Source organism: Dactylosporangium sp. CA-052675 (genome assembly GCF_050947935.1).
GTDB lineage: Bacteria > Actinomycetota > Actinomycetes > Mycobacteriales > Micromonosporaceae > Dactylosporangium.
In genome coordinates this window covers 1,944,427-1,957,606 of sequence record NZ_CP192010.1, presented here as the reverse complement: position 1 = coordinate 1,957,606, position 13,180 = coordinate 1,944,427, and the positions used below count along the sequence as shown (strand labels likewise).

The 13,180-nt window shown below is 74.4% G+C and carries 11 protein-coding genes; 7 read left to right on the top strand and 4 right to left on the bottom strand.

Annotation, left to right across the window (positions count from 1 at the left end; genetic code table 11):
* Positions 1 to 2: 2 nt before the first annotated feature.
* Positions 3 to 1,472 carry a hypothetical protein gene (locus ACQP1P_RS08775; protein WP_433084828.1) on the bottom strand — a complete coding sequence of 490 codons (1,470 nt, stop codon included), beginning with the start codon at positions 1,470 to 1,472 and terminating at the stop codon, positions 3 to 5.
* Positions 1,473 to 1,550: 78 nt separating this feature from the next.
* Here ACQP1P_RS08775 and ACQP1P_RS08770 point away from each other — a divergent pair, with 78 nt between their 5' ends.
* The 5 genes from ACQP1P_RS08770 to ACQP1P_RS08750 all read left to right on the top strand — a co-directional run bounded on the left by ACQP1P_RS08770 (position 1,551) and on the right by ACQP1P_RS08750 (position 6,962).
* Positions 1,551 to 2,129: a hypothetical protein gene (locus ACQP1P_RS08770; protein ID WP_433084826.1), complete on the top strand. Its 579-nt coding sequence runs from the start codon at positions 1,551 to 1,553 to the stop codon at positions 2,127 to 2,129.
* 118 nt (positions 2,130 to 2,247) lie between these two features.
* The gene (locus tag ACQP1P_RS08765; RefSeq protein ID WP_433084824.1) at positions 2,248 to 3,618 is read left to right on the top strand and encodes a cytochrome ubiquinol oxidase subunit I; all 1,371 of its coding nucleotides are present in this window, start codon (positions 2,248 to 2,250) and stop codon (positions 3,616 to 3,618) included.
* The gene (locus ACQP1P_RS08760) at positions 3,618 to 4,649 is read left to right on the top strand and encodes a cytochrome d ubiquinol oxidase subunit II (protein WP_433084822.1); all 1,032 of its coding nucleotides are present in this window, start codon (positions 3,618 to 3,620) and stop codon (positions 4,647 to 4,649) included. Before ACQP1P_RS08765 ends, ACQP1P_RS08760 begins: the two co-directional genes overlap by 1 nt.
* A gap of 27 nt (positions 4,650 to 4,676) precedes the next feature.
* Positions 4,677 to 5,690: a hypothetical protein gene (locus ACQP1P_RS08755; protein WP_433084820.1), complete on the top strand. Its 1,014-nt coding sequence runs from the start codon at positions 4,677 to 4,679 to the stop codon at positions 5,688 to 5,690.
* A gap of 6 nt (positions 5,691 to 5,696) precedes the next feature.
* Positions 5,697 to 6,962, top strand: a complete 1,266-nt coding sequence (locus tag ACQP1P_RS08750; protein ID WP_433084818.1) for an MFS transporter — start codon at positions 5,697 to 5,699, stop codon at positions 6,960 to 6,962.
* Here the strand turns inward: ACQP1P_RS08750 and hrpA are convergent.
* Complete coding sequence (hrpA, locus tag ACQP1P_RS08745; RefSeq protein ID WP_433084817.1) at positions 6,932 to 10,801, bottom strand: ATP-dependent RNA helicase HrpA; 3,870 nt, start codon at positions 10,799 to 10,801, stop codon at positions 6,932 to 6,934. The two genes, ACQP1P_RS08750 and hrpA, sit on opposite strands and share 31 nt — an antisense overlap.
* Before the next feature lie 126 nt (positions 10,802 to 10,927).
* Between hrpA and ACQP1P_RS08740 the strand changes: the two genes are divergently transcribed.
* Positions 10,928 to 11,710: a pentapeptide repeat-containing protein gene (locus ACQP1P_RS08740; protein ID WP_433084815.1), complete on the top strand. Its 783-nt coding sequence runs from the start codon at positions 10,928 to 10,930 to the stop codon at positions 11,708 to 11,710.
* A gap of 109 nt (positions 11,711 to 11,819) precedes the next feature.
* Here the strand turns inward: ACQP1P_RS08740 and ACQP1P_RS08735 are convergent, their stop codons facing one another.
* A complete protein-coding gene (locus ACQP1P_RS08735; RefSeq protein WP_433084813.1) occupies positions 11,820 to 12,224 on the bottom strand; it encodes a RidA family protein in 405 nt (134 codons plus the stop codon).
* Between the two features lie 95 nt (positions 12,225 to 12,319).
* Positions 12,320 to 12,457, bottom strand: coding sequence for a hypothetical protein (locus tag ACQP1P_RS08730; protein WP_433084811.1), 138 nt, complete (start codon positions 12,455 to 12,457; stop codon positions 12,320 to 12,322).
* A gap of 47 nt (positions 12,458 to 12,504) precedes the next feature.
* Between ACQP1P_RS08730 and mug the strand changes: the two genes are divergently transcribed.
* A complete protein-coding gene (gene mug / locus ACQP1P_RS08725) occupies positions 12,505 to 13,107 on the top strand; it encodes a G/U mismatch-specific DNA glycosylase (RefSeq protein ID WP_433084809.1) in 603 nt (200 codons plus the stop codon).
* Positions 13,108 to 13,180: the final 73 nt, after the last annotated feature.

Sequence of the window (13,180 nt, the reverse complement as noted above, 5' to 3'; positions counted from 1 at the left end):
GCTCAGGAGGAGGCCGGTCCGATCGGCAGGTGCAGCTGGAAGGCCACCTCCGTGTAGTGGATCGCCGGGGGCGGCAGCGCCTGCAGCTGCCGCTCCAGCACCACCAGCAGCTCGCGCGGCGGCGCGATCGGGCGGGCCATGATGCGCACGGCCACCGGACGGTTCGGGGCCAGGCGGAACTCGACCATGAGCTCCTCGGTGTGGTGGCGCACGCCCGCGAAGAGCCGCTCGACCACCCGCCGGGCCCGGTCGAGGAAGTCGCTGAGCTCGGCCGGGGTCGTCGCCTGCCGCAGCTGCTCCTCGCTGGTGAGCAGCACGATGCGGCCCGGCGGCCGCGGCGCCGGCGGGCTGGCGGTGGCCGCGGCCATGGTGGTCGCCGCCGGGACGCCGTTGAGCAGCGTCGGCGGCAGGGCGTTCACCGCGTCCGGGCCCTCGGCGGCCGGGGCCGGCTCCGGCGAGCCGTCGCTGACCCGGAACGCGACCGCCCGCACGGCGCCGCCCGGCAGGCCGATCTCGACCGGGCGGCCGGCCTCCACGGCCTGCAGCAGCCGGGCGTGCATGGCGCCGGTCAGCAGGACCGCGAAGCCGTCCTCGACCTGGCGGGCCGTCGGCGGCCGCGGCCCCTCCCCCGCGACGCGGCCGCTCCCGCCGAGCGTCGCGTCGCGGATGATGAGCAGGAAGTTGCAGGCGAGCCGGGTGGCCCGCTCGCCCCCGGGCGCCACGATCGCGGCCGGGCCCGACTGCCCGGGCGCCCACACGTAGGTCTTCGGGGTGCCGGCCAGCCCCGGCAGGTAGGCGCAGACCTCCGGCGCCTCCCGCATCGCGTCGCGCAGCGCCGGCAGCTCCTCGGCCGCCACCGACAGCTCCAGCCGGTCGCCGTCGTGCACGACGCGCAGGAACGGCAGGTTGTACGCGGGGGCGCGGGACAGCATCGTGGCCGCCCGGAACTCGGCGTCGTCGAGCACCGGGGCGCGCCCGGGCCGGAACCACCACGGGTGCGGGTAGTAGCGCTCCTGCGCGCCGAGCAGCGCGAGCACCCGGGCGTGGCCGAAGCGCTGCACCACCGCGGTCTCCCCGCCCAGCAGCGGCAGCGCGACCAGCGGCGGCCGGGGCAGGTCCACAGTGGACGCCAGGGCGGCGGGCGGGTCGGCGTAGACGAAGCCGGTGACCCGCTCGTCGACGTCGACGCCCGGCCGGCCGAAGACGCTCACGTCGCCGGCGTCGACCAGCCGGCCCTCGGCGGCGAAGCGGTGCACGGTGCGGGCCATGGTGAGCGGGAAGCCGGCCGCGGGCGCGCCGGTGCGCGCGACGGCGAAGACCATCTCGCGCTGGCCGTGCCGCTCGAGCCCGTCGGTGGTGTACAGCAGTGCGGGCAGCATGCCGGAGGCCGTGCGGATGCCACCCTCGTCGATGGCGACCGACAGCTCGCCGGGGATGAGGACCTCCCGGCCGACGGGTAACGCGGAGCCCACGGGGCCGATCATGCCACCCGTACGCAAACTCCCCGGGAGCCCGTTGAAACGTTCCGGGGCCGGGGCCACGATGAGAGCATGCGCGTTGGTGCGATGCGGATGACGTCGGAGCCCCCGGCCGGCTACGTCGCCTTCGTCACACGACACCTGGAGCCGCTGCGCCGCGACTCCTCCCGGGTCGTCGGCGGCGACGAGGACGCCGACCACCTCTACGTCGACGTGCTCACCGACGTGGCGACGCGCTGGCCCTGGCTGGAGCTACGGCGCACCCGGCTGAACCGGCCGGGCGCGGCCGAGGAGTTCCTGGGCCGGACCTTCCACCGCCGCTGCGAACGCTGGACCCTGGCCGACGGGCGCGAGCCGGATCCGCGGCTCGACGACGAGCACCAGATCACGGTCACGCCGGAGCGTGACGAGCGGCCGCGGACGGACCGGCGGGTGCCGGTCAGCAACGCCGTGCGCCGCGCCCCGCTCGTGCTGCCCCGGCCGCAGCCGCGGGCCCGCACCTTCATCGCCGGCCCCGCGTCCGAGGCGGCGATCGCCTGGTGGCACGCGTACGAGAACATCCGCCGGCGCCGGCTCGTCTACGCCGGCTTCGTCGTGCTCGTGCTGCTGCTGGCGCTCGCCCAGTGCGGCGGGCCGGCCTCCGAAATGTAGGCACGGAACATGTAGCGATGCTACTCGTAAAAAGCGGGAAAAGTTCCCGAACGTGGCCAACGCCGCTTTCGCCGGCACCGAGGGGCGGGCGCGGCGCGAGCGGGGATAGAACAGCCTTGTGGAACCGTTGACCGTTCTCGCCGAGGCCGCGACACCGGGGGACTTCGCGGCCGCACGAACGCAGATGGCGCTGTCCCTCGGCTGGCACATCATCATCGCGAGCTTCGGCGTCGCCATGCCCGCGATCACCCTGTTCATGGAGTGGCGGGGGCACCGGACCGGGCAGGTCGAGTACCGCCTCCTGGCCCGCCGCTGGGCCCGCGCGATGGGCGTGCTCTTCGCCGTCGGGGCCGTCTCCGGCACCATCCTGAGCTTCGAGATGGGGCTGCTCTGGCCCGGCCTCATGGGCACCTACGGCCAGGTGATCGGGCTGCCCTTCACGCTGGAGGGCTTCGCCTTCTTCGTCGAGGCCATCTTCCTGGGCATCTACCTCTACGGCTGGGACCGGCTCCCCGCCCGGGTCCACCTGTGGTCGGCGGTGCCGATCCTGCTGGCCGGCATCGTGGGCACCTTCTGCGTGGTCAGCGCCAACGCCTGGATGAACCAGCCGCGCGGCTTCGACCTGGTGGACGGCAAGATCACCGGGGTCGACCCGCTCGGCGCGATGTTCAACCCCGCCACCGGCCCCCAGTCGGTGCACATGCTCGTCGCCGCGTTCATGGTCACCGGCTTCTGCATGGCCTCCGTCTACGCCGTCGGCCTGCTGCGCGGGCGCGACGACCGCTACCACCGCCTCGGCTTCCTGGTGCCGTTCACCGTCGCCGCCGTGATGGCCCCGGTCCAGGTCGGCGTCGGCGACTGGGCCGCGCACTTCGTCGCCGACTACCAGCCGGTGAAGCTGGCCGCGATGGAGGGGCTGTACGAGACCCAGCGGGGCGCGCCGCTGCACGTCGGCGGGGTCGCGGTCGACGGGGAGCTGCGCTACGCCATCGAGATCCCCAACGCCCTGAGCCTGCTGGCCCACTGGGACCCGGACGCGGAGATCACCGGGCTGAACACGGTGCCGGCCGACCAGCGCCCGCCGGTCAACGTCGTGCACTGGTCGTTCCAGCTCATGGTCGGGGCCGGCTTCGCCATGCTGGGCGTCGCCGCGCTGTTCGGCTTCAGCTGGCGATGGCGGCGCGGCTGGCTCACCAACCGCTGGTTCCTGCGCGCCGCCGCGCTGTGCGGCCCGGCCGCCGTCCTCGCCCTCGAGGCCGGCTGGACCACCACCGAGACCGGCCGGCAGCCGTGGGTCGTCTACGGCGTCCTGCGCACCCACGACGCCGTGAACACCGCCCCCGGGCTGCGCACCGGGCTCGTCGTGCTGATCGTCGTGTACGCCCTGCTGACCGTCGCCACCGTCTTCGTGCTCCGCCGCCTGGCCCGGGACCGCCCCGTGCCCGTCGCGCCGCAGGAGTCCGACGTCGACACCTTCCCGGTGCCGTGATGCGGGCCGCCGACGCGCTCCTGGTCGTGCTCCTCGCGGCCGTGACCGCCTACGCCCTCTTCGGCGGCGCCGACTTCGGCGCCGGGTTCTGGGACCTCTTCGCCGGGGGCGCCCGCTCGGGCCGGCGCCGGCGGACCCTCATCGAGCACGCCATCGGCCCGGTGTGGGAGGCCAACCACGTCTGGCTCATCTTCGCCGTGGTGCTGCTGTGGACCGGCTTCCCGGCCGTCTTCGCGGGCGTGGCCGCGACCATGTACGTGCCGCTCACCGGGGCCGCGCTGGGCATCATCGGCCGCGGCGCCGGGTTCGCGTTCCGCAAGACCAGCGACACCGTCGGCCGGGAGCGGCTGTTCGGCGCCCTGTTCGCGTTCTCCTCGCTGGTGACCCCGTTCTGCTTCGGCGCCGTGGCGGGCGGCATCGCCTCCGGGCGCGTGCCGCCCTGGACGGCCGGGCGGGGTGACCTGCTCACGGCCTGGTGGAACCCGACCTCGGTGGCGACCGGGGCGCTCGCGGTGGCCGTGTGCGCGTACCTCGCCGCCGTCTTCCTCTGCCGCGACGCCCAGCGCCACGACCCGGACCTCGTCGCCGGGATGCGCCGGCGGGCGCTCTGGGCCGGGGCCGGCACCGGGGTCCTCGCCGTGGCCGGGCTGCTCGCGGTGCGGGCCGACGCCGGCTGGCTGGCCGACCGGCTGCTGCGCCCGGTGCCGGCCGCGCTCGTGGTGCTCTCGGCGCTGGCCGGGCTGGCCTCGATCGCGCTGCTGGCGGCCGGCCGCTACGTGGCCGTGCGGCTCACCGCCGGCCTCGCCGTGGCCGCGGTGCTCTGGGGCTGGGCGGCGGCGCAGCACCCGTACCTGCTCCCGCCCGCGACCACGATCTCCGCCACGGCCGCGGCCCCGGCCGTGACGCGCGCCACCCTGTGGGCCGTCCTCGGCGGCGCCGCCGTGCTGGCACCGTCGCTGTGGTGGCTGTTTCGGCTGTTTCAGTCGCCCGCGCCCGATTCGTCCGGCCAGAGGGCCGACTCCGATCGTTGACGAAGCCTGCTATCGTCCGCCGAAGCTATGACTGACATCAGGAGGATGCGGCGCTGGAGCGCGGCGGCGGCTGCCGTCGCGGCCCTCGGCGTCGGCCTGATCGGGGCCGCCGCGACGCCCGCCTGGGCCGCCGACCAGCTCGAGATCAAGGTCGACAACAGCGTCCAGGGCAAGGTCGGCGACAAGGTCCAGGTCCGCTTCGTGGTCAAGAACAACACGAAGCAGCCGGTCACCGGCGTGACCGTGGCCATGACGGCGCCGGGCAACGCGGTGCTCGACCCGGCCGACAACCCCGGCTGCGCGGTCGGCGGCGGCGGACGGGCGGCGACCTGCCGCTCCAACGGCACCCTGGCCGCCGACAAGTCCGCCAGCGGGCAGTTCACGCTCACCGTGAAGACCGCCGGGCAGGCCGCCGGGCGCGTCCAGGTCGAGCACGGCAACGCCGACAACTTCCAGCTGCGCGCCACCGGCGGCCCGGCCCCGTCGGCGACGACGAAGTCGGCCAAGCCCACCAAAACCTCGAGCCTGTCGGCCAGCGAGACGCCGGGCATCAGCGACGACGCCAGCTTCGGGGTGCCCGAGGCCGGCAACGGCGTCGCCATCGAGACCACCGGGCCGGCCGCGAACCGCACCAGTGGCAGCGGCGGCGGGATGAGCATGGGCCTGTGGGTCGGCATCATCGCGATCGTCGGCGCGCTCGGGCTGATCGGCAGCCTCTTCTACTTCCGCCGCCAGGACCGCAACGAGCCCGACACGGGCATGCACCCGGTCGTCCCGGCGCCGCAGGGCTTCTACGGCGCCCAGCCGCAGCCCACGACCTACGGCACGCCGCCCCAGCCGCAGACCTACGGCTCGCCCGCCGCGCAGACGCAGATGATCAACCCCGGCCTCGGCGGACCGCCCGGCCCCACCCAGATCATCCAGCCCGGCGGCCCCGTTCCCGGCCCCATGCCCGGCCCCGGCCCCGCCGCGGGCCCCCCTGCGGGAGGCGGGCCCGGCAACGACCAGACCGTCATCTTCCGCCGCCCCGAAGACCTCTGACCGGCGGTGAAGCAGGCCGCGCTCGGCACGGCCGTCGTCTTCACGGCCAGCGGCGCGGTCGTCGGCGGCTGGGTGTCGCGCATCCCCGCGGTCGTCGAGCGGCTCGGCATCGGCCCGGGTGAGCTCGGCCGGGCCCTGCTCGCCCTCGGCCTCGGCTCGCTGGTCTCCATGCCCGTGACCGGGCACGCCTGCCGCCGCTTCGGCAGCCGCGCCTGGGTGGCCGGCACCGCGCTCGTCTCCGCCGTCGCCCTCGCCGCGGCCGGGCTCGCGGGCTCGCTGTGGGCGCTCGGCGGGGCGCTGTTCGTGCTCGGGCTCGCGTACGGCTCCTGGGACGTGGCCATGAACGTGCAGGGCAGCTTCGTGGACCGGCGGGCGGGACGGGAGTGGATGCCGCGCTACCACGCCTGCTGGAGCCTCGGCTCGATCGGCGGCGCGGCGGCCGGCTCCCTCGCGGCCCGGGCCGGCATCGGCGCCGCCCCGCACCTCGCGGTCGCCGCGGTGGTGTCGCTCGCGGTGACGTACGCCGGCCTGACCCTGTTCCTGGACGAGCGCACAGACGAGCGCACAGACGGACGCACAGACGAGCGCACAGACGGACGCACAGACGAGCGCACAGACGAGCGCACGGACGGGCGCGCAGACGGAGGCACGCCCGAGCGCACCGACGCCGGGACCGCCGCGGCGCCCGGACGCCGGCGGTTCTGCGCCGGCCGGGCGCTGCCGCTCATCGGGCTGGCCACGCTGTGCGCGACGGTCGTCGAGGGGGCCGCGGGCGACTGGCTCGCGCTGTTCCTGCACACCGGGCGCGGGCTCTCGCAGTCCTCGGCGGCGCTGGGGTACACCCTCTTCGCCACCGCCATGACCGCGGGCCGGTTCGCGGGCAGCACCGCCGTCGCCCGCCTCGGCCGGGCCCGCGCCGTCCGGCTCGGCGCGCTGCTCGGCGTGGCCGGGATCGCCGCCGCCGTGCTCGCCCCGGGCACCGGGCCGACGTACGCCGGGGCCCTGCTCTGGGGCCTGGGCGTGTGCCTGGTGTTCCCGGCCGCGGTCAGCGCCGCCGGGCAGACCGCCCGGCCCGCGGAGGCGATCGCGCTGGTGACGAGCATCGGCTACGGCTCGCTGCTGGTCGGCCCGCCGCTCATCGGCGCCCTGGCCGACGCGATCGGGCTGGGCCGGGCGCTGCTGGGCCTGGCCGGGCTCGCCGCCGCCATCGCGGCGCTCGCCCCGGTGCTGCGCAGCCCGGCTCAGTCCGGCAGCGCGTCCATCGCCCGGTAGATCCGCACGTCGGAGACGGGGTAGGCGGTGCCGAGGGCCTGCGCGAAGAGCCCGACCCGCAGCTCCTCGATCATCCAGCGGATCTCGCGCAGCTGGGGCGTCATGGTCATCGAGGCCACCAGCTGGTCGTACTCCTTCTGCACCTCCTGCACCGTGAGCATCCGCTCGCGGTCGCGCCCCGTGTCGGTCGGCACCTTCTCCAGGCGCCGCTCGATGCCGCGCAGGTAGCGCTCCAGGTCCGGCAGGCGCTGCCAGCCGGTGTCGGTGACGAAGCCGCGGTACACCAGCCGCCCCAGCTGCCCGCGCATGTCGGTCAGGGCCGGCAGCAGCAGCGGGTTCTTGGTGCGGGCCAGGCGCTGCTCGACGTCATAGGCCGCGGCCAGGATCTTGCGCACGCTGCCGACCACGTCGAGGGTCAGGTCGACGAGGTCGGCCCGCACCTTGTCCCGCAGCGCGGCGAACCCGGCCTCGTCCCAGGCCGGCCCGCCCGCGTCGGTCATGAGCTGATCCACGGCGCAGGCCGCGCAGTCCTCGAGCAGGTCGACGGCGTTGCGGTGCGGGTTGCGGCTCAGCGCCAGCTTGGCCTCGTTCGACAGCCGGCCCTGCACGAACCGCGCCGGCGGCGGCAGCGTGAGCTGCAGCAGGCGGCGGGTGCCGCGCCACATCTCGTGCTGCTGCCGCGCGGGCAGGTCGAAGGCCTGCACCGCGACCGAGTCGCCCTCGTCGACCAGGGCCGGGTAGACGGTGAGGGTGTGCCCGGCGACCGTCCGCGACAGGCTGCGCGGCAGCGTGCCGAACTCCCAGCGCGTGGCGCCCTTGCGGGTCACGTCCACGGCCGCCTGGGCGACCGTCTGCTGCACCTTGGGGGCGAGGCGCTCGCGCAGTACCGCCGCGTCCTTGCCCTCGCCCAGGACCTTCCCGGCGTCGTCGACGACGCGGAAGGTCATCTTGAGGTGCTCGGGCACCTTCGACCAGTCCCACTCGGCCCGCGGCACCGAGACCCCGGTCATCCGCCGCAGGGCCAGCTCGAGCGCGTCGAGCAGCTCGCCGTCGCGGGGCGCCATCTCGGCGAGGGCGTCGCGGGCGGTGTCGGGGGCCGGGACGAAGTTGCGCCGGGTGGCCTTCGGCAGGGACTTGATGAGCGCCGTCACGAGCTCCTCGCGCAGCCCCGGCACCTGCCAGGCGAAGTCGCCGGCGCGCACCTGGCCGAGCAGCGGCAGTCCGATGTGGACCGTCACGCCGTCGGCCTCGGTGCCGGGCTCGAACTGGTACGTGAGCGCGAAACGGCGCCCGTCCTGTTCCCAGGCGTCGGGGTACTGCGCCTGCTGCACCGCGTCCGCGCCGGCGTTGACGAGCATCGCCGGGTCGAACGTGAGCAGGTCCGGGGACTCCCGGCGGGCCTTCTTCCACCAGCTGTCGAAGTGGCGGCCGGAGACCACGTCCTCGGGGAGCCGGCCGTCGTAGAACTCGAACAGCGTCTCGTCGTCGACGAGCAGGTCGCGGCGGCGGGCCCGGGCCTCGAGCTCCTCCACCTCGCCGAGCAGCCGGCGGTTCTCGGCGAAGAACGCGTGCTGGGTCTCCCAGTCGCCCTCGACCAGCGCGTGGCGGATGAACAGCTCGCGGGACAGCGCCGGGTCGATGCGGCCGTAGTTGACCTTCCGGTTGGTGACGATCGGCACCCCGTAGAGCGTCACCCGCTCGACCGCCATCACCGCGGCCTGCTTGCGCTCCCAGTGCGGCTCGCTGTACTGCCGCTTCACGAGATGCTGGGCCAGCGGCTCGATCCACTCGGGCTCGATGCGGGCCACCACCCGCGCCCACAGCCGCGTGGTCTCGACCAGCTCGGCGGCCATCACCCAGCGGGGCGTCTTGCGGAACAGCGCGGAGCCCGGGTTGACGGCGAAGCGGGCGTTGCGGGCGCCGAGGTACTCGTGCTTGTCCGCCTCCTTGAGCCCGATCTGCGACAGCAGCCCGGCGAGGAGGGAGACGTGGATCGGCAGCGGCGCCGCGGGCTGCTCGTTCGGCGTCACGTCCATCGTCTTGAGCACCTGGCGCAGCTGGCTGTAGATGTCCTGCCACTCGCGCACGCGCAGGTAGTTGAGGTATTCGGCCCGGCACAGCTTGCGGAACTGGTTGCTGGAGAGCTCCCGCTGCTTGTCCTGCAGGTAGTTCCACAGGTTCAGGTAGCCGACGAAGTCGGAGTCCTTGTCGGCGAAGCGCGCGTGCGACTGCTGGGCCTGGGCCTGCTTGTCGGCCGGCCGCTCGCGCGGGTCCTGGATGGACAGTGCCGCGGTGATCACCATGACCTCGCGCACGCAGCCGTTCTTCTCCGCCTCCAGCACCATGCGGGCCAGGCGCGGGTCGACCGGCAGCTGGGACAGGCGGCGGCCCAGCGGGGTCAGGTGCGGGCCGGGCTCGAGCGCGCCGAGCTCCTCCAGCAGCTGCACGCCGGCCGTGACGTTGCGCCGGTCGGGCGGGTCGATGAACGGGAACGCGCCCAGGTCGCCGAGGCCGAGCGAGATCATCTGCAGGATGACCGACGCCAGGTTGGTGCGCAGGATCTCCGGGTCGGTGAACTCCGGGCGGGCGTTGAAGTCGTCCTCGCTGTAGAGCCGGATGCACACCCCGTCGGACGTGCGCCCGCAGCGGCCCTTGCGCTGGTTGGCCGAGGCCTGCGAGACGGGTTCGATGGGCAGGCGCTGCACCTTCAGGCGGTGGCTGTACCGCGAGATGCGCGCCGTGCCGGGGTCCACGACGTATTTGATGCCGGGGACGGTGAGCGAGGTCTCGGCCACGTTGGTCGCCAGCACCACCCGGCGGCCGGCGTGCGGCTGGAAGACCCGGTGCTGCTCGGCGAAGGAGAGCCGGGCGAACAGCGGCAGGATCTCGGTGCCGGGCAGGTCCAGCTTGGTGAGGGCGTCGGCCGCGTCGCGGATCTCCCGCTCGCCGCTGAGGAACACGAGCACGTCGCCGGGGCCCTCGTCCTGCAGCTCCATGACGGCCATGCAGATCGCGTCGAACTGGTCGACCTCCTCGGCCCCCTCGTCGGGCGCCTCGAGGGGCCGGTAGCGCACCTCCACCGGGTAGGTGCGCCCCGACACCTCCACGATGGGCGCGTCGCCGAAGTGCCGCGAGAACCGCTCCGGGTCGATCGTCGCCGACGTGATGACGACCTTCAGGTCGGGGCGGCGGGGCAGGAGCTGTTTGAGGTACCCGAGGATGAAGTCGATGTTCAGGCTGCGCTCGTGGGCCTCGTCGATGATGAGCGTGTCGTAGCGCCGCAGCAGCCGGTCCTGCTGGATCTCGGCCAGCAGGATGCCGTCGGTCATCACCTTGACCATGGTCTGGTCCGAGGACTGGTCGGTGAAGCGCACCTTGAAGCCGACGGTCGCGCCCAGCTCGGTGCCGAGCTCCTCGGCGACGCGCTCGGCCACGGTGCGGGCCGCGATCCGCCGCGGCTGGGTGTGGCCGATCTGGCCGGTCACGCCGCGGCCGAGCTCGAGACAGATCTTGGGCAGCTGCGTCGTCTTGCCCGACCCGGTCTCGCCCGCCACGATCACCACCTGGTGGTCGCGGATCTTGTCCAGGATCTCGTCCTTGCGCTGGCTGACCGGCAGCTGCTCGGGGTAGCTGATCTCGGGCCGGGCGGCGCGGCGGGCGGCGACCCGCTGCTCGGCGCGCTCGACGTCGGCGCGGATGGCCTCGGCGATCGCCTGCGCGTTGCGGGAGCGCTTCGCCCCGTCGATCCGGCGTCGCAGCCGATGCTGGTCCTGGGGCATGAGCCCGGCGAGGCGGGCGCGAAGCTCGCTCAGGCTGGCCGGCTGGGGCGTTTCAGACATGACGCTCGCAAGGATAGGCACCCGGCGCCGGGATTGCCCGTCGATTTTGCCGGGGTGCCCGGTTTCTCGCCGACACGTGGCGGCCCGCCGTGACGGTCTGTCACTCCTGCCACTAACGTCACACCCATGGCGATGCCCGCGGTCCCTTCCCAGCCGTCACCCTCCGGCGCGCGCCCCGCCCCGCGTCACGCGGCCGTGGGCCGCACCTTCTCCGCCGGCACCTTCGCCACCGGCGCGTTCCCGACGGTCTCCCCCGCCCGCCCGGGACCGGCCCGGCCCCGCCCGCCGCGGGCCCTGACGCTGGGCACGCTGGAGGAGGACGACCTCCGCGACGACGCCGCCTACCAGGCCATCGGCTTCTACGACCTGGCCCTGACCGGCCGCAGCGCCAAGTCGGCCCAGTTCGTGCAGTGCCGGTTCAACCGCGCCGACCTGACCGGCACCGCCCTGTCCGGCGCGATCCTCACCGACTGCCTGCTCGAACGCACCGCACTCGACCACGTGCACGCCGATCACTCCGTCCTGCACCGCGTCACGCTGCGCGACTGCGGCCTGGCCGACCTGCAGTGGCTGGGCGGGACGCTGCGGGACGTGACGGTGCGCGACTGCCGGGCCGAGCGCAGTGTGTTCCGCGACGCCCAGCTGCACGCGGTGTTCTTCACCTCGACCGACCTGACCGGCGCCGACTTCACCGACGCCGACCTGACCGGGGCCACGTTCAGCGGCTGCGACCTCTCCGGCGCGACCTTCTCCGGGGCCGCCGCCGCGGGCGCGCGCTTCGAGTCGTGCACGCTGGCGGGGGCGACGGGCGTCGAGGGCCTGGCCGGGGCGAGCATGACCGGCGTGGACGCCGAGGAGCTCCTGGGCCTCTTCGCCGCGGCCCTGTCGATCACCCTGACGGATGACTGACGGCTATCCGACTGGGCCCGCCCGCCGATCATGCCGGCCTGCGCCGGGCCGGCCCCGGCGTCGCCAGATCTGGACCTGTCCCGGCTCGACATGATCGTCAGGACGGGGCCTAGCGCGGCCACCCGAGCTGGCCGGCCTTGCGCGCGGTGACCTCGATCTCGATGCGCATCCGGGGGTCCGACAGCCCGCACACCTGCATGGTCGCGGCCGGCCGCACCTGGCCCATCCAGCGCTGGAGCACCGGGAAGCACGGCTCGAAGTCGGCCGCGTCCGGCAGCAGGTAGCGCACCCGCACCACGTCGGCCGGGGACGCCCCCGCCGCCCGCAGCGCCGCGTCGATGTTGCGCCAGCACTGCTCGGCCTGCTCGACGACGTCGCCGGAGATGGTCATCGTGGCGTAGTCGAAGCCGGTCGTGCCGGAGACGTGCACCCAGTCGCCGTCCACGACCGCGCGGGAGTAGCCGATCTCCCGCTCGAACGCCGACCCGCTGGAGATCAACCGCCGCTCGCTCATGGCTCAGACGCTAGACGGCGGCCGCCTGAGCCGGCGCACGAGGTCGGCGCCGTCGCTCATCACCCGGACGCCGGCGATCCGCCCGTCGCGCACGGTCAGGATGTCGTTGACACGAGCTCGGCGCGGCGGTCCCCGGATGCCACCCGCAGCGCCCGGGCGCGGGCCACGGGGGCCGGATCCGTCCGCTGGTCGATCGGCGTGTCCCGCAGCGCCGGCCCGGCATCGATGTCCATGGCCGCACCGGGCCGGACGGGGCGTGCGCCCTGGCATGCTTGTCGGCATGCCGTCGCCAGTGAACCGCCAGGCCGGGCCACCCGTGCGGTACAGCCGCGAACAGCTGCTGGCCGCCGCGGACCGGCTCCTGCCCGACGTCATCGCGCCCGGGCTCGACGTCCTGCTCTGCGGCATCAACCCGGGGCTGTGGTCGGCGGCGAGCGGGCACCACTTCGCCCGGCCCGGCAACCGGTTCTGGCCGGCGCTGCACCGGTCCGGCTTCACCCCGCGGCAGCTGCGCCCCGACGAGCAGGACCTGCTGCCGGGCTGGGGGCTGGGCATCACGAACCTGGCCGCCCGGGCCACCGCGCGCGCCGACGAGCTCAGCCGCGACGAGCTCACGGCGGGCGGCGCGATCCTGCGCGCGAAGGTCGCCGCGTTCGCCCCGCGCTGGCTCGCCGTGCTCGGCGTCACCGCGTTCCGGGTCGCGTTCGGCGTGCAGGCCGCGAAGGTCGGGCCGCAGGAGTCGGACGCGCTCGCCCCCACACGGCTGTGGATCCTGCCGAACCCGAGCGGGCTGAACGCGGCGTGGCCGTTACCCAAACTGACCGAGGCGTTCGCGGACCTGCGGAGGGCGACGCTGGACGAAGCGAGACCACCGACCGGTTGATCCCGCACGAGGACGTAATACGCCGCGTTATACTTCGCGCGTGACCGAGTTGTACCGATGGCCCAGCGAAGGC

Excerpts from the sequence above, each read along its gene's own strand:
- ACQP1P_RS08770 (WP_433084826.1), top strand. The coding sequence starts at position 1,551 with ATGCGCGTTGGTGCGATGCGGATGACGTCGGAGCCCCCGGCCGGCTAC.
- ACQP1P_RS08760 (WP_433084822.1), top strand. The coding sequence starts at position 3,618 with ATGCGGGCCGCCGACGCGCTCCTGGTCGTGCTCCTCGCGGCCGTGACC.
- ACQP1P_RS08755 (WP_433084820.1), top strand. The coding sequence starts at position 4,677 with ATGACTGACATCAGGAGGATGCGGCGCTGGAGCGCGGCGGCGGCTGCC.
- hrpA (WP_433084817.1), bottom strand. The coding sequence starts at position 10,801 with ATGTCTGAAACGCCCCAGCCGGCCAGCCTGAGCGAGCTTCGCGCCCGC.
- ACQP1P_RS08740 (WP_433084815.1), top strand. The coding sequence starts at position 10,928 with ATGGCGATGCCCGCGGTCCCTTCCCAGCCGTCACCCTCCGGCGCGCGC.
- ACQP1P_RS08735 (WP_433084813.1), bottom strand. The coding sequence starts at position 12,224 with ATGAGCGAGCGGCGGTTGATCTCCAGCGGGTCGGCGTTCGAGCGGGAG.
- ACQP1P_RS08730 (WP_433084811.1), bottom strand. The coding sequence starts at position 12,457 with ATGGACATCGATGCCGGGCCGGCGCTGCGGGACACGCCGATCGACCAG.
- mug (WP_433084809.1), top strand. The coding sequence starts at position 12,505 with ATGCCGTCGCCAGTGAACCGCCAGGCCGGGCCACCCGTGCGGTACAGC.